General features: G+C 61.4%; 19 protein-coding genes and 1 tRNA gene. 16 read left to right on the top strand and 4 right to left on the bottom strand.

The genetic code is table 11. The features are described 5' to 3' along the window. Positions 1–32: 32 nt before the first annotated feature. The 6 genes from ACZ5U1_RS03925 (at position 33) to ACZ5U1_RS03900 (ending at position 5,848) form a co-directional block, all read left to right on the top strand. Positions 33–518, top strand: a complete 486-nt coding sequence (locus ACZ5U1_RS03925) for an RNA pyrophosphohydrolase (RefSeq protein WP_449472505.1) — start codon at positions 33–35, stop codon at positions 516–518. Between the two features lie 74 nt (positions 519–592). Further along, the gene (locus ACZ5U1_RS03920; protein WP_464779460.1) at positions 593–1,816 is read left to right on the top strand and encodes a hydrolase; all 1,224 of its coding nucleotides are present in this window, start codon (positions 593–595) and stop codon (positions 1,814–1,816) included. Further along, positions 1,813–2,829 carry an arginine N-succinyltransferase gene (locus ACZ5U1_RS03915; protein WP_464779459.1) on the top strand — a complete coding sequence of 339 codons (1,017 nt, stop codon included), beginning with the start codon at positions 1,813–1,815 and terminating at the stop codon, positions 2,827–2,829. The genes ACZ5U1_RS03920 and ACZ5U1_RS03915 overlap by 4 nt, the downstream gene beginning before the upstream one ends. Continuing rightward, on the top strand, positions 2,826–4,085 hold the full coding sequence (locus ACZ5U1_RS03910) for an N-succinylarginine dihydrolase (RefSeq protein WP_464779458.1): 1,260 nt from the start codon (positions 2,826–2,828) through the stop codon (positions 4,083–4,085). The genes ACZ5U1_RS03915 and ACZ5U1_RS03910 overlap by 4 nt, the downstream gene beginning before the upstream one ends. A 25-nt stretch (positions 4,086–4,110) precedes the next feature. Next, a complete protein-coding gene (locus ACZ5U1_RS03905; RefSeq protein WP_464779457.1) occupies positions 4,111–4,332 on the top strand; it encodes a hypothetical protein in 222 nt (73 codons plus the stop codon). A gap of 61 nt (positions 4,333–4,393) precedes the next feature. Further along, positions 4,394–5,848, top strand: coding sequence for a cobyric acid synthase (locus ACZ5U1_RS03900; protein WP_464779456.1), 1,455 nt, complete (start codon positions 4,394–4,396; stop codon positions 5,846–5,848). 142 nt (positions 5,849–5,990) lie between these two features. Here the strand turns inward: ACZ5U1_RS03900 and ACZ5U1_RS03895 are convergent. Next, positions 5,991–6,067, bottom strand: a tRNA-Arg gene (locus ACZ5U1_RS03895). A gap of 141 nt (positions 6,068–6,208) precedes the next feature. Here ACZ5U1_RS03895 and ACZ5U1_RS03890 point away from each other — a divergent pair. Then, a complete protein-coding gene (locus ACZ5U1_RS03890) occupies positions 6,209–6,655 on the top strand; it encodes a hypothetical protein (RefSeq protein WP_464779455.1) in 447 nt (148 codons plus the stop codon). Positions 6,656–6,700: 45 nt separating this feature from the next. Here ACZ5U1_RS03890 and ppdK read toward each other — a convergent pair whose 3' ends face one another. From ppdK to ACZ5U1_RS03875, 3 genes are all read right to left on the bottom strand, one after another. Next, positions 6,701–9,400 carry a pyruvate, phosphate dikinase gene (gene ppdK, locus ACZ5U1_RS03885; protein WP_464779454.1) on the bottom strand — a complete coding sequence of 900 codons (2,700 nt, stop codon included), beginning with the start codon at positions 9,398–9,400 and terminating at the stop codon, positions 6,701–6,703. Between the two features lie 149 nt (positions 9,401–9,549). Next, positions 9,550–11,919 carry a glycine--tRNA ligase subunit beta gene (glyS, locus tag ACZ5U1_RS03880; protein ID WP_464779453.1) on the bottom strand — a complete coding sequence of 790 codons (2,370 nt, stop codon included), beginning with the start codon at positions 11,917–11,919 and terminating at the stop codon, positions 9,550–9,552. Between the two features lie 73 nt (positions 11,920–11,992). After that, on the bottom strand, positions 11,993–12,865 hold the full coding sequence (locus ACZ5U1_RS03875) for a glycine--tRNA ligase subunit alpha (RefSeq protein ID WP_464779452.1): 873 nt from the start codon (positions 12,863–12,865) through the stop codon (positions 11,993–11,995). Between the two features lie 163 nt (positions 12,866–13,028). On the opposite strand from ACZ5U1_RS03875, the gene ACZ5U1_RS03870 reads away from it, so the two are divergent. The 9 genes from ACZ5U1_RS03870 (at position 13,029) to ACZ5U1_RS03830 (ending at position 21,010) form a co-directional block, all read left to right on the top strand. Then, positions 13,029–13,943: a TraB/GumN family protein gene (locus ACZ5U1_RS03870; RefSeq protein ID WP_464779451.1), complete on the top strand. Its 915-nt coding sequence runs from the start codon at positions 13,029–13,031 to the stop codon at positions 13,941–13,943. Positions 13,944–13,978: 35 nt separating this feature from the next. After that, positions 13,979–14,818, top strand: a complete 840-nt coding sequence (locus tag ACZ5U1_RS03865) for a TraB/GumN family protein (protein WP_464779954.1) — start codon at positions 13,979–13,981, stop codon at positions 14,816–14,818. 111 nt (positions 14,819–14,929) lie between these two features. Then, positions 14,930–15,544, top strand: coding sequence for a 50S ribosomal protein L25/general stress protein Ctc (locus tag ACZ5U1_RS03860; protein WP_464779450.1), 615 nt, complete (start codon positions 14,930–14,932; stop codon positions 15,542–15,544). A gap of 146 nt (positions 15,545–15,690) precedes the next feature. Continuing rightward, positions 15,691–16,260: an aminoacyl-tRNA hydrolase gene (gene pth / locus ACZ5U1_RS03855; RefSeq protein WP_464779449.1), complete on the top strand. Its 570-nt coding sequence runs from the start codon at positions 15,691–15,693 to the stop codon at positions 16,258–16,260. 134 nt (positions 16,261–16,394) lie between these two features. Beyond that, a complete protein-coding gene (locus ACZ5U1_RS03850) occupies positions 16,395–18,023 on the top strand; it encodes an alpha-D-glucose phosphate-specific phosphoglucomutase (protein ID WP_464779448.1) in 1,629 nt (542 codons plus the stop codon). A 61-nt stretch (positions 18,024–18,084) separates the two neighbouring features. Further along, positions 18,085–18,789: a DUF2490 domain-containing protein gene (locus ACZ5U1_RS03845; RefSeq protein WP_464779447.1), complete on the top strand. Its 705-nt coding sequence runs from the start codon at positions 18,085–18,087 to the stop codon at positions 18,787–18,789. Between the two features lie 69 nt (positions 18,790–18,858). Beyond that, entirely contained in the window at positions 18,859–19,959 is a 1,101-nt protein-coding gene (ychF, locus tag ACZ5U1_RS03840) for a redox-regulated ATPase YchF (RefSeq protein ID WP_464779446.1), read from the top strand. A gap of 4 nt (positions 19,960–19,963) precedes the next feature. Beyond that, positions 19,964–20,491 (top strand): DNA-deoxyinosine glycosylase, encoded by a 528-nt coding sequence (locus ACZ5U1_RS03835; RefSeq protein ID WP_464779445.1) that lies wholly within the window; start codon positions 19,964–19,966, stop codon positions 20,489–20,491. 57 nt (positions 20,492–20,548) lie between these two features. Beyond that, positions 20,549–21,010: a MaoC family dehydratase gene (locus ACZ5U1_RS03830; protein WP_464779444.1), complete on the top strand. Its 462-nt coding sequence runs from the start codon at positions 20,549–20,551 to the stop codon at positions 21,008–21,010. Positions 21,011–21,018: the final 8 nt, after the last annotated feature.

The raw sequence follows: 21,018 nt of genomic DNA, 5'->3' as shown, positions 1-21,018 counted from the left end.
GCTTGCGGCCAGGACAATGATCAGGGGACATCATGGCATCGGCGCCAAATGATTCGGAACTCGCGTATCGGCCCTGTGTCGGCGTGATGCTCGTCAGCATGGATGGCAAGGTCTTTGTCGGCCAGCGGATCGATAGCCAGGTGGAAGCTTGGCAAATGCCTCAGGGCGGAATCGATCATGGGGAGGAGGAAAGAACTGCCGCCCTGCGTGAGCTTGGCGAGGAAACCGGCATCGGGCAGCATCATGTAGAGATCATCGCGAAGGCGCGGGACGAACATTTTTACGACTTGCCGCCTGAGCTGGTCGGAAAGTTATGGGGCGGCAAATATCGCGGTCAGCGCCAGATATGGTTCCTCGCGCGTTTTCTCGGCAGCGACGAGGATATCAACATCGCTACTGAGGATGCCGAATTCTCAGAGTGGAAATGGATTGAGCCGGAAGCCCTTCCGGATGTGATCGTTCCGTTCAAACGGAAGCTGTACCGGGACATTTTGCAGGAATTCAAGGCCCTGATCTGACCGTTCACAAACAGGGATAAATAGCCAGATCGCAAGGCTGGAGACGATCAGCTTCGTCTGATAAGCTCCTACACATGAACGGCCTTTCGTCGTCAGACCGCGAACTACTGGATCGCGCCGCAGCCGCCCCGATGCTGGATCAGGTGCAGAAATGGGCGGCTATTAATAGCGGATCGCGGAACCTGCCCGGTTTAGCGATGACTGCTTCCATGCTGGCAGATGCTTTCTCCACGCTGCGCGGCGACATTCGCCTGGTCGAAGGCGCAAAAGTCGATGCCGTCGATCCCGAGGGACGCGTTCAACTGGTTGAACATGGACAGCATCTGCTGCTTTCGGTGCGTCCCAACGCTGCGATCAAGCTCCTCCTGACTGGACATATGGATACGGTCTTTCCGGCGGATCATGGATTCCAATCGCTTCGATGGATCGATCCCGGCAGTCTGAACGGTCCTGGGGTTGCCGACATGAAAGGCGGCCTCGCCGTCATGCTGTCGGCGCTCGAAGCGTTCGAGGGGTCTCCGGCTGCCGCCCGGATCGGTTATGACGTCGTCATAAACAGCGATGAGGAAGTTGGCAGTCCTTCTTCGGCAGACCTTCTCATGATGGCCGCGAAGGGGAAAGTTGCAGCGCTGACCTATGAACCGGCGCTTCCCGATGGGACGTTTGCAGGTGCGCGGCCGGGTAGTGGGAATTTCTCCTTCATAGTCAGTGGCCGGAGCGCCCACGCTGGGCGCAATCCGGAAGAAGGCCGCAACGCCTTGCTCGCAGCGGCCGATCTCGCCCTCAAGCTTAAAGCTGGCAGCGGCGCTGGCTTTACGTGCAATCCCGCGCGGATAGATGGAGGCTCGCCCAACAATGTCGTACCCGACCGCGCGATCCTGCGGGTGAATTTCCGGCCTCGGACTGCGGAGGCTGAAGAGAGCGCGAAGCGACTCATCAGTCATTCCGTCCAGGAGGTTGCTCGCGATCATGATGTGAGCTTGAAAGTTCACGGGGGCTTCGGCCGTCCGCCTAAACCTCTCGATGAGAAAGCCGCTGCCCTCTTTCAGTTGGTCAGGCAATGCGGGGCGGAACTAGGTTTGGCCGTGAACTGGCGGGACACAGGGGGCGTTTGCGATGGTAACAACATCGCGGCGTGCGGCGTGCCTGTGGTGGACACGATGGGCGTTCGGGGCGGTGCCATTCATAGCGACGAGGAATATTTGATCGTCAAAAGCCTTGCCGAACGCGCCCAACTTTCCGCGCTCACCCTGCTGCGCATTGCGGAGGGCAAGTTTCCACAGGAGAAGATGGTTTGAGCTTTGTCATGCGGACTGCGCGGGCGGATGATCTGCAAACCCTGTATGAATTAGCGAAAATAACGGGGGGCGGATTTACCAACCTGCCCGCCGACCGGAGGGCGCTGGAGCAGAAGCTGATCCGGACCGAGACGGCGCTCGCTCGGGAGAGTGGAGGGGTGGAGGATGAGCTTATCCTGATGGTGCTAGAAAACTGCACCACAGGGCAGGTTCGTGGCACCTGCCAAATCTTCAGCAAGGTGGGGCAAAGCTGGCCATTCTATTCCTATCGGTTGGGCGTCCTGACCCAGCATAGCCGGGAATTGTCCCGCACATTCCGGGCGGAGATGCTGTCGCTCGTCACGGACCTGGAAGGTTCGACGGAGGTCGGCGGCCTCTTTCTCCATCCACGAGAGCGCGCCGAGGGCCTGGGCCTGCTGCTCGCCCGCAGCCGATATCTCTACATCCGCAGTCATCGCCAACGTTTCGGAGACCGGGTGATCGCCGAACTGCGCGGAGTGATCGATGAGGCGGGAGGCTCGCCTTTCTGGGATGGGCTCGCGGGGCGCTTCTTCGGCATGACTTTTCAGGAAGCGGATGAATTCAATGCGATCCATGGCAACCAGTTCATCGCGGACCTGATGCCCAAGACGCCTATCTACACCGCCATGCTGAGCGACAGCGCAAAGGCGGTGATCGGCCTGCCACATCCAAATGGCCGCGCGGCCATGCGGATGCTGGAAACGGAAGGTTTTACGAATCCCGGCTATATCGACATCTTCGACGGCGGCCCGACGATGGTGGGACAGACAAACGCACTGCAAACCATCTCCCATGCGCAGGATGTCATCCTGTCCGCCGTTCACGACAGCGGAGGAGAAAGACAGCTGGTCGCCACCGGCGAACGTGCGGATTTTCGTTGCACATATGCAATGGTCAAGGAAGACAGCGATAGCCTGTCGCTTGACCGGCAAAGCGCCGAACGGCTGGGACTGGAACCGGGGCAGCAATTCACCATGGTGTCCCGCGCATGACGGTCAGGGAAATCAATTTCGACGGCTTGATGGGGCCGAGTCACAATTATGCAGGGCTTAGCCCGGGAAACCTGGCATCGGCGGGCAGCGCTGGCACGGCCTCATATCCGCGGGCCGCAGCGCTGGAGGGCATCGAGAAGATGCGCGCGAACCTGCGCCTGGGATTGGTACAGGGTATATTCCTGCCCCAGTGGCGGCCGGACGGGCGATGGCTAAGCGCGCTGGGCACAAATATCGGAGAGGCTGAGCCCCATATCCGGGCAGCGGCGATGTCCGCATCCTCCATGTGGGCGGCGAATGCTGCGACCGTGTCGCCCGGCCCAGATACGGCCGACGGACGCACGCACCTGACGATCGCCAACCTCGTCACCATGCCGCATCGAAGCCATGAGTGGCAGCAAACGCTGGCCCAGTTGCAGGTCGCTTTTTCCGACAAGGATGCCTTTGCGATTCATCCCCCTGTCCCCGCGCCCTACGGCGATGAAGGCGCGGCCAATCACATGCGATTGTGTGACAATCATGCGGATCGGGGCGTCGAGATATTCGTCTATGGCCAATCCGGCGGCCCCTACCCCGCCCGGCAGCATGTAGAGGCCAGCAAAGCCATAGCGCGGCTCCATGGCCTTGATCCGGCACGCACATTGTTCGTCATGCAGTCCGAAGAGGCCATAGCGGCTGGCGCGTTCCACAATGACGTCGTCGCCGTCGCCAACGAGACCGTGCTTTTCGCCCATGAGCAGGCCTTCGCCGACAAGGCGCGATTCTACGAGCAACTCCGCGCGATGTTGCCAGCCGTCCAGATCATCGAGGTGCCAGCGGCGGCCGTCAGCTTGGCCGATGCCATCCAAAGCTATCTGTTCAACGCGCAATTGGTGACACTGCCGGATGGCGGCATGGCGCTGATCCTGCCTGCCGAGGCCAAGGGGGTTGCGAGTGTCTGGGGCTGGCTGGAAAAGCTGGTTGCGGGCAACGGCCCCATTCGCGAGTTGATCACCGTGAATGTGCGGCAATCCATGGCAAATGGGGGCGGCCCGGCCTGTCTGAGGTTGAGGGTCGTGGCTGATCCCGCCAATGTCGATCCCCGCTTTCTGGTGAACGAGACGAGGCTGGATGAGATCGCCAGCATAATCGAGCTCTATTGGCCCGAGCGGATCGTGCCTGCCGATCTGGCCGACACCCGACTGATCGCCCAGATCGAACAATCGTGGTTAATGCTTGTTGACCATTTACAGCTTTCGGGCGACTTAATTCCCTAGAGCAGGTCGCAGCTCGAGTGGGACCATGAAACGGATCAAGCGCCTCTTCACGATCAAGACGAAATTCGAGGCATTTCTGGTCATCTATGCGCTTGCGCTGGGCGCCACCGAACGCGGGATCGTCTATCTCCAGCAATATCCCGGTTTTGGCGGGCAATTGCTTGCCCTGGCATGCACCGGATCGGTGTTCATGGCAGGCGGAATGATCATCGATGCCGTCGAGATGCGGCGGCGCCTGATCTTCTGAATAATTGCCTTTCGCAAAGCGGCGGTTGACCGGCAACGGACAGCCATGCAGGAGCGGCGTCATGGCCGCCATCATGCTTCAGGGAACAGGGTCCGACGTTGGAAAGTCGGTGCTCGTCGCCGGATTGTGCCGGGCGCTGGTGCGCCGGGGCTACAGGGTGCGCCCGTTCAAGCCGCAGAATATGTCCAACAACGCGGCCGTCACCGTCGATGGTGGAGAGATTGGCAGGGCGCAGGCTCTACAGGCGCTGGCCGCTGGCGTAGAGCCGCACAGCGACATGAACCCCGTACTGCTGAAACCGCAGGCGGATCGTACATCGCAGTTGGTGGTCCATGGGAAGGTTCGCGGCACACTGAACGCTGGCAACTTTCGAACGGCTCGTGCCGAATTGTTGGGCGCGGTGTTGGCAAGCTACGACCGGCTACAGCAGCAATGCGATATCGTCGTGGTCGAGGGGGCCGGATCTCCGGCGGAGATCAACCTGCGGGCGGGCGACATCGCGAATATGGGGTTCGCGCGCGCCGCCAACGTGCCGGTCATACTGGTCGGCGACATAGACCGTGGCGGCGTGATCGCGGCGATCGCAGGCACGAAGGCAGTCATCGATTCGGCGGATGCGGCGATGATCCAAGGATTCCTGATCAACAAGTTCCGGGGTGACCCGGCCCTGTTCGAAGACGGTTATCGGCAGATCGAGCAAATATCGGGCTGGCGCGGCTTTGGCGTGGTGCCATGGCTTACCGCGACCGCCCGGCTGCCCAGCGAGGATGCGGTCGTGCTGGAACGGGCAAGCGGCCCGGGTGGCAAGCGCACCGTCATCGCCTGCCCTATCCTGCCCCGCATCGCGAACTTCGACGATCTTGATCCGTTCAAGCTGGAACCCGACGTCGCGCTTGTCATGGTGCCACCCGGCCAGCCCATTCCGGCCGAAGCCAGCCTGATCATCCTGCCGGGTTCCAAAGCGACGATCGCCGACCTGCGCGCAATGCGAGAAGAAGGATGGGACATCGATATCCTTTCGCATCATCGTCAGGGCAAGCCTGTATTGGGAATTTGCGGTGGTTATCAGATGCTTGGTGGTAGAATTTCCGACCCCGATGGAATTGAGGGTGAGCCCGGGAGCGTCGAGGGGCTGGGCCTGCTCGACATCGAAACGCGTCTGACTCCGACAAAATCGTTGGAGAGAGTGACAGGCACGGCCTGGGCGCAGAGTTTCCATGGGTATGAAATGCATCTGGGCTCCACCGATGGGCCGGACTGCACGCGCCCGTTCGCTCGATTGGACGATGGGCGGGTAGATGGCGCGATTAGCGCCGATGGCCTTGTATCCGGCACCTACGTCCACGGCCTGTTTGCCAGCACAGGCGCTCGCACCGGATTAATGGCCTCGATCGGCATTCATTCTGAAGGCGTGGATTATGCCGCGTCGGTCGATCGGGCGCTGGACGACATTGCAGAACAACTGGAACGACATGTTGATATCGATGCGATGATCAGGATCGCCACCTGCGGCTGAAGGATCGCGATCGCGCTTAAACTAGCGCTGGATATGCTCGGGCCTGCAAAGCTCTGCATGATCTGAAATCATGCAAACAGGAACAGCTACAATACTCTCAGAGGAGCATCTGATAAGCTACTGATTTTCCGTGAAAAGAAAATGGTGCGCCCGGAACGATTCGAACGTCCGACCCTCAGATTCGTAGTCTGATGCTCTATCCAGCTGAGCTACGGGCGCGTTGTGGAGCGGCAGATAGAGGGGGGCGGGAGATTGGGCAACCCCCTTTTTTCAGTTTTTTTACGGCGTCTGCCCGGCAGTTTCGCCAGCGCAACTTTTTGCAGCGCTGGCTCGTTGCGAAGAGGGGCAAGGAGGCGAAGCATGGCTTTCACTTTGAACGAGATTTCGCTGCTCGTGATCGCGCTGGTTATTGGATTGGTGATCGGCCTGATGATCAGCGGCCGTGGAAAATATAAGAGGTTGTGGCGCGATGAGCAGATGGCTCATCGCGAAACGATCAAGGAGCGCGATGCGCGGCTCGCAACCGTTGCTTCCGACCGAAGAGCGGAAGCTGGAGATATTCGCGGCGAACGAAATGACCTGACGCGGATCCGGGGAATTTCGGCAAAAGACGCTGCTCAGTTGGAGGCTGCAGGCTATCACAGCTATGCGCAGCTCGGATCGATTGATCATGAGGAGCAGGCTGCGCTGGAATCAAGGCTGGGGCGAGAGCCGGGGACCATCGAACGCGAGGAATGGCGCCTGCAGGCGCGGCTGCTCGAAGCGGGCAAGATGCGCGAGCATGAGCGGCGCTACCTGGAGGTGTAATAGGATCCGGGTGCCCCTCCCACGGTCGCGGGAGGGGCTGGAGCCTTACTTCTTCGCCAATGCGGCCTGAGCGGCGGCAAGACGCGCGATCGGCACGCGGTAGGGCGAGGCCGAGACATAATCGAGGCCGGTCTGCTCGCAGAAGGCGATGGAGGCCGGATCACCGCCATGTTCGCCGCAGATGCCGAGCTTGATCCCCGGACGGGTCGCGCGGCCGCGTTCGGCGGCTAGCTCGATAAGTTGGCCCACGCCCTCCACATCGATGCTGACGAACGGGTCGCGGGCGAAAATGCCCTTGTCCACATATTGCGTCAGGAAGCGACCCGCATCGTCGCGGCTGATGCCGATGGTGGTTTGGGTGAGGTCGTTGGTGCCGAAGGAGAAGAATTCGCCCACTTCGGCAATCTCGCCTGCCTTCAGCGCAGCGCGCGGCAGTTCGATCATGGTGCCGACGAGATATTCGACCGAAGCGCCCTGCTCCGCAAAAACTTCGCTGGCGACGCGATCGACGATCGCCTTCATCAGTTCCAGCTCCTTCTTGGTCGCGACGAGCGGGATCATGATTTCCGGGATCGGCGCCTCGCCGCTGCGCTGCTTAACGAGGAGCGCGGCTTCGAAGATGGCGCGGGCCTGCATCTCATAGATTTCGGGGTAAGTGACGCCGAGGCGGCAACCACGATGGCCGAGCATCGGGTTGAACTCATGCAGTTCGGCGGCGCGGCGCTTGAGCGCGTCCACACCCACGCCTGCGGCCTTGGCCACTTCCTCGAACTCCGCTTCGCCATGCGGCAGGAATTCGTGGAGCGGCGGGTCGAGCAGGCGGATGGTGACGGGCAGGCCCGCCATGACCATGAATATCTGCGCGAAGTCGTCGCGCTGCTCGGGCAGCAGCTTGTCGAGCGCCACGCGACGGCCCTTTTCGCTGTCGGCGAGGATCATCTCACGGACGGCGGTGATGCGGGCTGCGTCGAAGAACATATGTTCGGTACGGCAGAGGCCTACGCCCTCGGCGCCGAACTCACGCGCGACCTGGCAGTCCTGCGGGGTTTCGGCATTGGCGCGGACACGCAAGCGGCGGACCTTGTCGGCCCAGGCCATCAGGACGCCAAAGTCGCCCGCCAGTTCGGGCTGCACGGTCGGGACCTCGCCCGCCATCACCTCGCCGGTCGCGCCGTCGATGGTGAGGATGTCGCCTTCCTTGAGCGTGCGATCAGCGATGCGCAGCGTCTTGGCGGCGTTGTCGATCGACAGGCTTCCCGCGCCGGACACGCAGGGACGGCCCATGCCGCGCGCCACCACGGCGGCGTGTGACGTCATGCCGCCGCGCGCGGTCAGGATGCCCTTGGCCGCGTGCATGCCGTGAATGTCTTCGGGCGAGGTTTCGACGCGGACGAGGATGACCGAATCGCCCAGCTCATTGCGACGCTCGGCAGTGTCGGCGTCGAACACGATCGCGCCCGAAGCGGCGCCCGGCGAGGCGGGCAGGCCCTTGGTCAGCACGTCGCGGGGTGCCTTGGGGTCGAGCGTCGGGTGGAGAAGCTGGTCGAGCGCGGCGGGATCGACACGGGCGACGGCTTCTTCCTCGGTGATCAGGCCTTCGCTCGCCATTTCGACCGCGATCTTGAGCGCGGCCTTGGCGGTGCGCTTGCCCGAGCGGGTCTGGAGCATCCAGAGCTTGCCCTGCTGCACCGTGAACTCAATGTCCTGCATGTCGCGATAATGGGTTTCGAGGATCTGGAACACCCGCGCCAGTTCGGCATAGGTTTCCGGCATCGCCTCTTCCATCGACAGCGGCTTGGCCCCTGCCCGCTCGCGCGCTTGCTTGGTCAGGTACTGCGGCGTGCGGATACCCGCCACCACATCTTCACCCTGCGCGTTGATCAGATATTCGCCATAATAGGCGTTTTCGCCGGTTGCAGGATCGCGGGTGAACGCGACGCCAGTGGCCGAGGTATCGCCCATGTTGCCGAAAACCATCGCCTGCACGTTGACGGCAGTGCCCCAATCGTGCGGGATCGAGTTCAGGCGGCGATAGACTTTCGCGCGGTCGGCCTGCCAGCTGCCGAACACGGCGCTGATCGCGCCCCAGAGCTGGTCGTTTACGTCCTGCGGGAAGGGCTTATTCCAGAGCTTTGAAACAAGGGCCTTATATTCAGCAACGAGCGCCTTCCAGTCATCGGCGGTCATTTCCGTGTCGAGCGTATAACCCTGATCTTCCTTCGCGACTTCGAGCGCTTCCTCGAAAGCGCCATGGTCGAGTTCCAGCACCACGTCGGAATACATCTGGATGAAGCGGCGATAGCTGTCCCAGGCGAAACGCTCGTCGCCCGATGCGGTGGCGAGGCCGAGGACGGTTTCGTCGTTCAGGCCGAGGTTGAGGACCGTGTCCATCATGCCTGGCATGGAAATGCGCGCGCCTGAGCGGACGGAGACGAGCAGCGGATCGGCCGCGTTGCCGAACTTCTTGCCCGTCACACCCTCGATATGGGCGATGCCGTTTCCGACTTCCGCCTTCAGACTATCCGGGAATACGCCGCCATCTTCATAATAGCGGGTGCACATCTCGGTCGTGATGGTGAAGCCCGGAGGAACAGGCAACCCGATGGCGGCCATGCCGTCGAGATTGGCGCCCTTGCCGCCGAGGAGATTCTTGTTACCCTTTCCACCATCATCGACGCCGCCGCCGAAACGATAGACATAACGCGTCGCGGTCGTGCTCATGCTGGCCTCTTCCATTGTCAACATAGTCCCGGCTCTCCCTGCACTGATTGCCGTGTATTTGTGCGTTGCAGCAACTTTCCTACAACAGGCGGGGCGGTGAACGCACCCGCTTTTACGATGATCCTTTGTTCTTCTCTATCCTCTATTGCTGTGAAGCGTCGGACTTTTCCGAACTACCCTGCAATTTTCGAGAAGTCGGCGACCGCATGCACGGCGTCCCGCACCCGCGCCAGCAGCGCGAGGCGAGCCGACCGCTTGTCCGGATCAGCGTCGTTCACGGTCACCTTGTCGAAGAAAGCGTCGATCGGCGCGCGCAATGTTGCGAGTGCGGCCATGGCGCCTTCGAAATCTTCCGCCTGAACAGCTGCGGTTGCGTGTGGTTCGGCGGTGTCGAGGGCGGCGATGAGATCGGCTTCGGCGGGTTCGGGGGTGTAGGTCAGTTCGACCTTTTCAGCGGTTTCGACGCCTTCCTTCTTCAGGATGTTGGCGGCGCGCTTGTAACCGGCGAGGAGGTTGGTGCCGTCGTCGGTGGCGATGAAGGACTGGAGCGCCTTCACGCGGGCGAGCAGGCGGACGAGGTCGTCCTCGCCGCCGAGGGCGAAGACGGCGTCGATGAGGTCGTGGCGGACGCCCGCTTCCTTTTGCTGGACCTTGAGGCGGTCGGCGAAGAAGTCGATAATCGCTTCTATTATACTCGCCACTGATCCCAAGAATGCCACATGTTCGGCTACTGCCGTGCGATCGAGATGTAAGCCTTGCTTCGCCTGAGCGCCAAACCAATATAAGCCGACTTGCTCAACGTCGTAGCCGCCAAGAGTATAACGAAAGAAATCGTCCCAACATTCAGATTCTCGAGGCGCATCATAGAGCCGACCGTATTCTTCAATCGGCTCGTTGTTCTTATCAAAGCTAGTGAAGCGAATATCTTCGGAGAAGATATTCAGCCGACCTTCACGCAACCAAGCTTGCAAGCTCTGCCAATAGGTATGCCCCACAACATTACTCAAAGGCAGACGCAATGCGTTTTCGAGAATAAGAGAAATTGCTCCGAGGACCGAGCGCCGCAGCGCAAATGGGTCTTTGGAACCCGTCGGTGTTAAACCGACAGCAAAGAAGTGAATGATGCTGTCCAGCTTATCCGCCAGCGACACCGCCACCGTCACCGGCGCGGTTGGCACATCGTCGCCCTGCCCGACCGGCTTGTAGTGGTCGCGGATGGCGTCGGCCACGGCATCAGGCAGACCTTCGGCGCGGGTGTAGTAGCCGCCCATGATGCCCTGAAGTTCGGGGAACTCGCCGACCATTTCGGTGACGAGGTCGGCTTTGGCTAGGCGGGCGGCTTGTTCGGCTAGGTTGGCCAATTCAGCGACCGTTGGCGCCTGCCCACCCCCGGCCCCTCCCGCTTGCGGGAGGGGGGAAGAAGTTATGATGCCTTGTTCTACCAGCCAGCGGGCTAGTTTGGCTACGCGTTCCACCTTGTCGGCGACGGTGCCTAGCTTTTCGTGGAAGGTGATGCGTTCGAGCTTCTTGGCGTGGTCTTCAAGGCTCGTCTTGCGGTCCTGTTCCCAGAAGAAGCGAGCGTCGGAGAGGCGGGCGGCGAGGACCTTGCGGTTGCCTGCGATGATGGCTTCGCCGCCGTCCTTCGCCTCGATGTTGGCTGTGCAGATGAAGGCGGGGGCGAGTTTGCCCGCGCCATCACGCAGCACGAAATATTTCTGGTTTATCCGTAGGGTTAGCTGGATGACTTCAGGCGGAACCTCAAGAAACGCCGGATCGAAATCGCCTAGCAGCGGGACCGGCCATTCCGTCAGCCCGGCATTCTCCGCGATGAGGCCCTTGTCCTCGATCACGGTGTAGCCCTTCGCGGCGGCGGCTTCGTTCGCCTTTGCCTCGATGATCGACTGGCGTTCCTGATGACTGACGATCACATGGCAGGCGCGCAGCTTTTCGACATAGTCGTGGGCGCTACCGATCGTGATTTCGCCGGGGTGGTGGAAGCGGTGGCCGAGGGTGGCGTAGCCGCTGCGGACGCCTTCGATTTCAATGTCGACCAAGTCTTCGCCGAGGATCGCGACGATGCCTTGCAGCGGGCGGACCCAGCGGAGGCTTTCGGTCGTCTGGGAGGCCGTGCCCCAACGCATCGACTTGGGCCAAGGGAAGGCGCGGACGATGGTGGGGACGGCTTCGGCCAGAACCTGCGCCGTCGCGCGGCCGGGCTTGTTGACCGTGGCGAACCAGACGCCGTCGCGGTCTTCGAGCTGGTCTTGTGTCAGGCCGGTCTTGCGGAGGAAGCCTTCAAGCGCCTGCGCGGGGGCGCTGGTGCGGGGGCCTTTGAATTCCTCGCTGACGGCGGCGGTTTCCAGCGGGAGGTTGCGCGCGATCAGGGCGAGGCGGCGGGGGGTGACGAAGCTATCGATGCTTGTCGGCGCAAGGCCAGCCTTCGCCAGTTCTTCGGTGAAGAGGCGGGCCAGATCTTCAGATGCCTTGAGCTGCATCCGGGCCGGGATTTCTTCGCAGCGGAGTTCAAGGAGGAAGTCGCTCATTCCGACACCATATTCTGAAGAGAAGTAAGGGGCTTCGACAGGCTCAGCCCGAACGGGAAGAGAGGGGCGCGCATCACGCGGCCCACCCGTTGACTTCCATCCACTTTTCGCAGGAGCCTTTTGCAAGGTCGCGGACGCGGCCGATGTAGCTGGCGCGTTCCTGCACCGAGATGACGCCGCGTGCCTGGAGCAGGTTGAAGACATGGCTCGCCTTGATCGCCTGGTCATAGGCGGCGAGCGGGACGCCTGCTTCCAGCGACGCCTTGCATTCTGCCTCGGCGTCCTTGAACCAGCGGAACAGCTTTTCGGTGTCGGCGATCTCGAAATTCCATTTCGACATCTGCTGCTCATTGGCGAGGAAGACGTCGCCATAGGTGACGCCCGCGTCGTTGAACCTCAGGTCATAAACGCTGTCCACGCCCTGAATATACATGGCGAGGCGTTCGAGGCCGTAGGTTAGCTCGCCCGCGACGGGCTTGCAGTCGAAGCCGCCCATCTGCTGGAAATAGGTGAACTGGGTGACTTCCATGCCGTCGCACCAGACTTCCCAGCCAAGGCCCCAGGCACCCAGCGTCGGGCTTTCCCAGTCATCCTCAACGAAGCGGATATCGTGGACGAGCGGGTCGATGCCGATCTCCACCAGCGACCCCAGATAGAGTTCCTGGAGGTTCGCCGGGGACGGCTTCATGATCACCTGATATTGGTAATAATGCTGGAGGCGGTTGGGGTTTTCGCCATAGCGGCCGTCGGTCGGACGGCGGCTGGGCTGCACATAGGCAGCGTTCCAGGCGTTGGGACCGAGGCTGCGCAGGGTGGTCGCCGGGTGGAAGGTGCCCGCGCCGACTTCCATGTCATAGGGTTGCAGGATGACGCAGCCCTGCTTTCCCCAATAGGCGTGCAGGGTCAGGATCAGGTCCTGAAAGGAGAGCGGCTTACCTGTCGCCACGGACGGTCCCTTGCGAAAATGACGGTTTGATCGCGCGCGCCTTGGCGCAGGAGGGCTTTTGGGTCAAGGAAAAGCGGGTGCGAAGGGGGTTAATCCACTTGCCCAAATGCCGCCTGCCCCGCATGGATATGGCGAAACTCTTCGCAATGGATCGACAGCCGGTATGAAATGGTCGCTTTCGCGCTTGATGGTCGCGGGCTTGCTGCTGCTAAGCGGCTGCACTCAGGAACAGCAGGCCACCGCTCGGCCGTCAGCGACAAAGACCGCCTATGCGACGCCCGCCCTGTGGCAGGTGAAGGATGAGGATACCACCATCTACCTGTTCGGCACGGTGCATGTGCTGAAACCCGGGACCGAATGGTTCAGGGGCGGGATCAAGCAGGCGTTCGAAGCATCAGGCGAGCTGGTGCTGGAGATCGTGGAGCCGGAAGATCCGCAGGCGATGGCCGCAACCATGGCCCATACGGCGCTGGCGCATGACGGGGTGAAGCTGTCGGATCGTCTGGATGCCGACATGCGGGGTAAATATCAGGCGGCGATGGCGGCAAACGGCTTGCCATGGCAGATGTTCGAGCCCTTCAATCCCTGGATGGCTGGCATGGCGCTGGCGGTAAAGCCGCTCGAAAAGCTTGGCTATCAAGCGGACCTTGGCGCGGAGAAGACACTGACGTCCGCAGCAAAGGCGGCGGGCAAGAAGATAGGCGCTCTGGAGACGGTGGAGCAGCAACTGGGCTATTTCGCCGGGCTGCCGATGGACAGCCAGGTCAAGTTCCTGAACGCGACCGTGGAGGGTCTGCCGGACATGGACAAGGAATTCTCCCGCCTGATCGCGCACTGGCAGGAGGGTGATCCGGACAAGCTGGCCGCTGAAATGAACGAATCGCTCGAAGCTACGCCGGAACTGGCTCAGGTGCTGCTGATTCAGCGGAACATGAATTGGGCCAAATGGATCAAGGAACGGCTGGCGCGCCCCGGAACGGTGTTCATCGCTGTCGGCGCCGGGCATCTGGCAGGCAAGGGCAGCGTACAGGAGCAGTTGAAGGGAATGAACGTCGCATCGGCCAGGGTCGCCGAGTGAGCCTGCTACGGTGGCTGGGCCTATGCGCGCTGCTGATGATCGCGGCGTGCGGGCCGGAGCCAGTGTCGCCTCCGACAGGTGGCGGGCCTGCACTATGGCGAGTGCAGGGGCATGGAGTCGATGGATGGCTGTTCGGGACCATTCATGTGCTGCCCAAGGGGGTCGACTGGCGGACGGAGAAGATCCAGCAGGCGATGGACGCTTCTGACCAGTTGGTGCTCGAATCTGCGGAAATTCAGGACCAGATGCGAACGAGGGCGCTGTTCGAGAAGATGGGCCGCAGCCCCGATCTCCCCACGCTCGAAGCCCGTGTGCCTGCGGACAAGCGGGATGAGCTTCAGCGAATCGCTGGCGAAGGGGGCGCTAATATGCAGCATCTGTCCGGATATGAAAGCTGGGCAGCCGCGATGCTGCTTTCGGCGGCGGCTCAGCAGTCGCTGCACCTGAGCGCTGACGAGGGCGTCGAGCCGGTGCTGATCGCCGCATTTCAGAAGGCGGGCAAGCCGATCGGGGGACTGGAGACGGTCGCGCGGCAGTTCGGCGCCTTTGATACCTTGCCCGAGGCCTCGCAGCGGCAACTTCTGACTCAGACTGTGGCGGAGGCCAAGGGGATGAAGGCGCTATATGAACGCATTCTTCATGCCTGGCTGAAGGGGGACATGGCCGCGATCGCGCGGGAGGATCAGGGTGGAGAACAGCCCGACCCGGTGGTTGAAAAGGCGGTGTTGGTTTCCCGCAATCGGGATTGGAGCGCGGCTATCACGAAGCTGAAGGGGCGACCCTTCATCGCGGTGGGCACGGGGCATCTAACGGGGCGGGACAATCTTATCAGCTTGATCGAGGCGCGCAGCTACAAGGTGACACGGGTGCAATAGTGCCGCGCCCTTGCCTTTGCGCGCCTTTCTGCTACAGGGCCGCCTTCCCGTGATGGTCATCCCTGGAGGCGTTATGGGAAGTTTTGACATATCAGCTTTTGGAGACACGCAATGAGCGAGCAGCTTACGCTGTCGGCAGAGGCACGCGATCGGGCAGGCAAGGGAGCCTCCCGCGCTCTCCGCCGTGAGGGCCGCGTACCCGCCGTCATCTATGGAATGAACGAAGAACCCCAGTCGATCCACGTCGAGGAAAAGCTCCTCAACAAGCTGCTCGGCACCGGCCACTTCTTCAATTCGGTCGTCATGGTCGAGGTTGGCGGCAAGCAGGTTCGTACCCTGCCCAAGGACGTCGCTTTCCATCCCGTGACCGATCGTCCGCTGCACGCCGACTTCCTGCGCGTTTCGGAACATGCCACCGTCCACGTCAACGTGCCGGTTCGCTTCGCCAATGAAGACGCTTCGCCTGGCCTGAAGAAGGGCGGCGTGCTCAACATCGTCGCGCATGAGATCGAACTGATCGTCGACGCGGCCGAAATCCCCGACGACGTCGTCGTTGACCTGACTGGCCTCGACGTGGGCGAATCGATCCACATCGGCACGGTAAAGCTGCCCAAGGGCGCGAAGGCTGCGCATGATGAGAGCGACTTCACCGTCGCGACCATCGTTGCTCCTTCTGCCATGAAGAGCGCCGAGGGCGACAACGAAACTCCGGCGGAAGGCGAATAAGCCTTTCACCCCGGCTAATCGATTGCCGGTTTGCTCACCCCCGTTTGGGCTGAGCTTGTCGAAGCCCGTCCCTTTTCTTGAAAAAGGAAGAGAGGTCCTTCGGCAGGTTCAGGCGAACGGGGGTTCGCTTTGTTTGGAGACGTGGGATGCAGATCTGGGTCGGGCTGGGCAATCCGGGCACCCAATATGCGATGCACCGGCATAATGTCGGCTTCATGGCGGCCGACGTCATTGCCGACATGCACCGCTTCTCCCCGCCCAAAAAGCAGTTTCAGGGATGGGTGCAGGAAGGTCGCATTGGACCTCAGAAGATCATCCTGCTGAAGCCCGCCACCTTCATGAACGAAAGCGGCCGGTCGGTCGGCGATGCCATGCGCTTTTATAAGCTGACGCCGCAGGACGTGACCGTCTTTCACGACGAACTGGACCTTGCGCCGATGAAGGTGAAGGTAAAGCGCGGCGGCGGCAATGCGGGGCATAACGGCCTGCGATCGACGGATGCGCATGTCGGCCCGGACTTCCGTCGCGTGCGGATCGGCATTGGGCATCCGGGGCACAAGGACCGGGTGCATGGCTATGTGCTTGGCAATTACCATAAGAGCGAGATGGATGCGCTGGCCGACATGCTGGGCGCGATCGGCGCCGAGGCGGAATGGCTGGCCAAGAACGACGACGCGCGCTTCATGAATGAGGTGGCGCTGAGGCTGGCGGACTGATCTGCGGGCATGCGCTAATAGATGAAAGTTCGTTCCGCCGCCCTATCCGTGCGGTGAAACCAAGGGAATGGATTGCGCAGTGCAGCATTGCCGGGCCATAGAAGACGCCTGCTCCACTTCCCAAAGGGATACAGGTGATACTGACCGTCTCGACTAAGCCTTTCAATGACCAGAAGCCGGGCACTTCCGGCCTGCGCAAAAAGGTCCGCGTCTTTCAACAGGCGCATTATGCCGCCAACTTCGTGCAGTCGGTGTTTGACAGCCTTACCGGCTTTGAAGGCCAAACGCTCGTCGTTGGAGGCGATGGGCGGTATCTCAACCGCGAAGTCATCCAGATCGTGCTCAAGATGGCGGCGGCAAATGGCTTCGGCCGTGTGCTGGTCGGGCAAGGCGGCATATTATCGACCCCTGCGGCATCGCATCTGATTCGATCGTCAGGCGCGTTTGGCGGTCTGCTTCTGTCGGCCAGCCATAATCCCGGAGGCCCGGACGAGGATTTCGGCATCAAGTATAATGTCGGCAATGGCGGCCCCGCGCCGGAGAAAGTGACGGACGCCATCCACGCCCGCACGCTCACGATCGACAGCTATCTGATAGTCGATGTGGACGACATCGACATCGACACCATCGGCACGGCCCAGCTTGGCGGAATGACGGTCGAAGTGGTCGACCCGGTCGCCGCTTATGCCGACCTGATGGAGCAATTGTTCGACTTTTCAGCTATTCGGGAGATGATCGCCCAAGGCTTCACCCTCTCCTTCGACGCAATGAGCGCGGTCACCGGCCCTTATGCGACAGAGATTTTCGAGCGGCGCCTGGGCGCACCCTCCGGAACCGTGCGCAACGGCACACCCCTGCCCGACTTCGGCCATCACCACCCCGACCCGAACCTCGTCCACGCAAAGGAATTGTACGACCGGATGATGGGCGAAAACGCGCCCGATTTCGGTGCTGCGTCGGACGGCGATGGCGATCGCAACCTGATCATCGGCCGCAACTGCTATGTGACGCCATCGGACTCGCTCGCGGTGCTGGCGGCCAACGCGCATCTTGCGCCCGGCTATGCGAAGGGCCTCAAGGGCATTGCGCGGTCGATGCCCACCAGTGGCGCTGCCGACCGGGTGGCGGTAAAGTTGGGCATTCCGCTTTACGAGACGCCGACCGGCTGGAAATTCTTCGGCAACCTGCTGGACGCGGGCATGGCGACGATCTGCGGCGAAGAAAGCGCCGGAACAGGGTCCAACCACGTTCGCGAGAAGGACGGCATATGGGCGGTGCTGCTATGGCTCAACATCCTCGCCTCGCGCAGGCAAAGCGTTTCAGAGATTATGGCCGATCACTGGGCCACCTACGGCCGCAACTATTATGCGCGGCACGATTATGAAGCCATCGCCAAGGATCGCGCCGAAGCGCTGATGGGTGCGTTGCGGGACAAGCTTTCCGCCTTGCCCGGAACCTTGAACAGTGGCGGCACCGTGAAGAGCGCGGATGATTTCGCCTATACCGATCCTACCGACCAATCCGTCAGCCGCAATCAAGGTATCCGCATCCTGTTCGAAGATGGTTCGCGCATCGTGTTTCGCCTCTCCGGCACCGGCACCGAAGGCGCTACCTTGCGCGTCTATATTGAACGCTATGTGGATCGTGACGGCAACCTTGGTATGGAAACCGCCGACGCCCTCGCGCCGCTGGTCCGGGGCGCGCAAGAAATCGCCGATATCGCAGGATTTACCAGCATGGACCGGCCGAGCGTGATCACCTGATAGACATAAAAACTTATCCGAAGGACATGGGACGGCAAGAGCGAAAGACTAGGGACGCGCCATGTTTCGCTCCCGCACTATTGCTCGTTCTTTCCGCGCATTTTCAGGCGCCTGCACCCTTCTGACCGGCGCTGCCGCGCATGCGGCGACGGCCGAAGATGAGCAGGTCTGGCTCAATCTGACTGCCATGGGGCAGGTCAGCGGCGACCTCATCTATTTCGCCGAGATCCAGCCTCGGTTCGGCAATGGCGCCTCACGGGCCGACCAGACTCTCCTGCGCGGTGCGGTTGGATGGAAGCTGTCGCCTCAGCTGTCCGTCTATCAGGGCTATGCGCATATCGTCCTGCCGTCGCAGGGCGGGCGCGATGTCAATGAAGAGCGCGGTTTTCAGCAGATCAGCTGGACGATCGGCAAGCCGTGGGACGGCGAACTATCGTCCCGCACGCGGCTGGAGCAACGCTGGCGTTCGGATGGCAGCGGCATGGGATGGCGGCTGCGGGAGATGCTCCGCTATGAAAAGCCGCTGAAAAATGACAATCAGGCCGTCAATGCACTGGTTTATGCGGAAGGATTTGCCGCTCTCAACAGCACAGATTGGGGGCAAAGGGCAGGCTTCGACCAGCTACGCAGCTTTGTCGGCGCGGAGGTCAAGCTGATGGGCAAGTCCACGGCCGAGATTGGCTACCTCAACCAGATCATCAACCAGCGGGGCGGGAACGAGCGCATGAACCATGTCGCGTCGATCACCCTCTTCTTCCGCCGCTGAGCACAGGCTGGCCTTCGGACGCGGAACAGGCTATCGGCCCGGCCATCATTTTGACGTGAAGGCAGTTCCATGGGTTTTCGTTGCGGTATCGTCGGGCTTCCCAATGTGGGCAAGTCCACCCTGTTCAATGCACTGACTGAAACGCAGGCGGCGCAGGCGGCGAATTATCCCTTCTGCACGATCGAGCCCAATGAGGGACGCGTTGCCGTGCCCGACGACCGGCTCCAGACCATCGCGAAGATCGGCGGCAGCGCCAAGATCATCGAAACGCAGCTGTCCTTCGTAGATATTGCGGGCCTGGTGCGCGGCGCTTCCAAGGGCGAAGGGCTGGGCAACCAGTTCCTCGCCAATATCCGTGAAACGGACGCCATCGTCCACGTACTGCGCTGTTTCGAAGATGGCGACATCACCCATGTCGAGGGCAAGGTCGATCCTATCGCGGACGCGGAAACGGTCGAGACCGAGCTGATGCTGGCGGACCTGGAAAGCCTGGAAAAGCGCGTGCCGAACTTCGCCAAAAAGGCAGCGCAGGGCGACAAGGAAGCAAAGGTGGCCGCTTCCGTCCTGGGCAAGGCGCTGGACCTGCTGCGCGACGGCAAGCCCGCGAGGCTGACGCAGCCCGCCGATGACGAGGAGGCCCGCATCTTCCAGCAGGCCCAGCTGCTAACCGCCAAGCCTGTCCTCTATGTCTGCAATGTCGAGGAAGAGGCGGCGGCCGAGGGCAATGCCCATTCCGCTCGCGTGTTCGAAAAGGCTGCGGCTGAGGGGGCAAAGGCGGTCATCGTATCGGCCGCGATCGAAGCGGAACTCATCACCATGCCGGTCGAGGAGCGCGCCGAATATCTGGAAGCGCTGGGCCTGACCGAAGCAGGTCTCGCCCGCATCATTCGGGCAGGTTATGAATTGCTCGGACTCATCACCTTCTTCACCGTTGGTCCGAAGGAAGCACGCGCCTGGACCGTGACCAAGGGGTCGAAGGCGCCCCAGGCGGCAGGCGCGATCCATACGGATTTCGAAAAAGGCTTCATCCGCGCCGAAACCATGGCCTATGCCGACTATGTCCAGTTCAATGGCGAAGCCGGAGCCAAGGAAGCGGGCAAGTGGCGGTCCGAAGGCAAGGATTATGTGACGCAGGACGGCGACATCATGCTGTTCCGCTTTAACGTCTGACGCCGTGACGCTGCGGCCCGGCCAGATACCGGCCCAGCGCAAGGCCGCCTTTCCACCGAGCGTCGATGAACGCACGACACTGCTGATCCTTGGCAGCCTTCCGGGTGATGCCTCAATCAGGCAGGGCGAATATTATGCCCATCGCGGCAATGCTTTCTGGTCGCTGATGGGTGATGTGCTGGGCGAGGATTTGCGCGCCCTGCCCTATGCCATGCGACTGAAGCGTTTGCGTGGGCGAGGCGTTGGTTTGTGGGACGTGATCGAGAGCGCAGACCGGGAAGGTAGCCTCGACAGCGTGATCCGTGGCGCGGAACTTCGGGATTTACGCGCCTTTATCGCGCGCCTGCCTGCGCTGCGAGCGATTGCCTTCAACGGCAAGACGGCGTCTGTGCATGGCCGCCGCCAGATCGGCGCAGACACGGGGCTGTCCTTGATCGACCTGCCGTCCAGTAGTGGCGCTAACGCCATGCTATCCCGCGACAAGAAGGCAGAGCTGTGGCGGATGCTGCGCCAATGGATCGCGTCATCCTGACATTGACGTAAACGTAAGCCTTGCCTAGATCATCTGCAACGTGAGAGGTGCTGGATCATGAGCGAGATTGTCTATTTCGAAGATGTGGAAGTCGGCAGCAAGCTGGAGTTCGGTTCAATCACCGTCAGCCGGGACGAGATCATCGCCTTCGCCGCTGAATTCGATGCCCAGCCCTTTCACCTTTCGGACGAAGCTGCGGCAGAAACGCATTTTGGCAGCCTTTCGGCCAGCGGATGGCACACCACTGCGCTGTTCATGAAGATGTTCGTCGCGAAAATGCAGGCTGGCGGACATCAGGATGCGAGCCTGGGTGCCATGGGCATAGATGAACTACGCTGGCTGCGCCCGGTTAGGCCCGGCGACACGCTGCGGGGCGCATCAGAGGTTGTGGAAAAGAAGGCCTCGCGCAGCAGGCCGGAGATGGGCATCATCAAGAGCAAGGTGACGATCTTCAACCAGGATGACGAGCCGGTCATGACGCTGATGCCCATCGTGCTTTTTCGCACCCGTCCGAACTGAACGGATCG

The sequence above is a fragment of the Sphingobium sp. TomTYG72 genome (assembly GCF_055394715.1).
Note: the sequence above shows the minus strand (reverse complement) of the source record. Positions and strands in the feature narration are given on the sequence as shown.

Coding starts and splice junctions, on each gene's coding strand:
- ACZ5U1_RS03925 (WP_449472505.1), top strand. CDS start 33: ATGGCATCGGCGCCAAATGATTCGGAACTCGCGTATCGGCCCTGTGTC.
- ACZ5U1_RS03830 (WP_464779444.1), top strand. CDS start 20,549: ATGAGCGAGATTGTCTATTTCGAAGATGTGGAAGTCGGCAGCAAGCTG.
- ppdK (WP_464779454.1), bottom strand. CDS start 9,400: ATGTTGACAATGGAAGAGGCCAGCATGAGCACGACCGCGACGCGTTAT.
- ACZ5U1_RS03905 (WP_464779457.1), top strand. CDS start 4,111: ATGAAACGGATCAAGCGCCTCTTCACGATCAAGACGAAATTCGAGGCA.
- ACZ5U1_RS03920 (WP_464779460.1), top strand. CDS start 593: ATGAACGGCCTTTCGTCGTCAGACCGCGAACTACTGGATCGCGCCGCA.
- ACZ5U1_RS03890 (WP_464779455.1), top strand. CDS start 6,209: ATGGCTTTCACTTTGAACGAGATTTCGCTGCTCGTGATCGCGCTGGTT.
- ACZ5U1_RS03860 (WP_464779450.1), top strand. CDS start 14,930: ATGAGCGAGCAGCTTACGCTGTCGGCAGAGGCACGCGATCGGGCAGGC.
- pth (WP_464779449.1), top strand. CDS start 15,691: ATGCAGATCTGGGTCGGGCTGGGCAATCCGGGCACCCAATATGCGATG.
- ACZ5U1_RS03900 (WP_464779456.1), top strand. CDS start 4,394: ATGGCCGCCATCATGCTTCAGGGAACAGGGTCCGACGTTGGAAAGTCG.
- ACZ5U1_RS03865 (WP_464779954.1), top strand. CDS start 13,979: ATGATCGCGGCGTGCGGGCCGGAGCCAGTGTCGCCTCCGACAGGTGGC.
- ACZ5U1_RS03910 (WP_464779458.1), top strand. CDS start 2,826: ATGACGGTCAGGGAAATCAATTTCGACGGCTTGATGGGGCCGAGTCAC.
- ychF (WP_464779446.1), top strand. CDS start 18,859: ATGGGTTTTCGTTGCGGTATCGTCGGGCTTCCCAATGTGGGCAAGTCC.
- glyS (WP_464779453.1), bottom strand. CDS start 11,919: ATGAGCGACTTCCTCCTTGAACTCCGCTGCGAAGAAATCCCGGCCCGG.
- ACZ5U1_RS03845 (WP_464779447.1), top strand. CDS start 18,085: ATGTTTCGCTCCCGCACTATTGCTCGTTCTTTCCGCGCATTTTCAGGC.
- ACZ5U1_RS03870 (WP_464779451.1), top strand. CDS start 13,029: ATGAAATGGTCGCTTTCGCGCTTGATGGTCGCGGGCTTGCTGCTGCTA.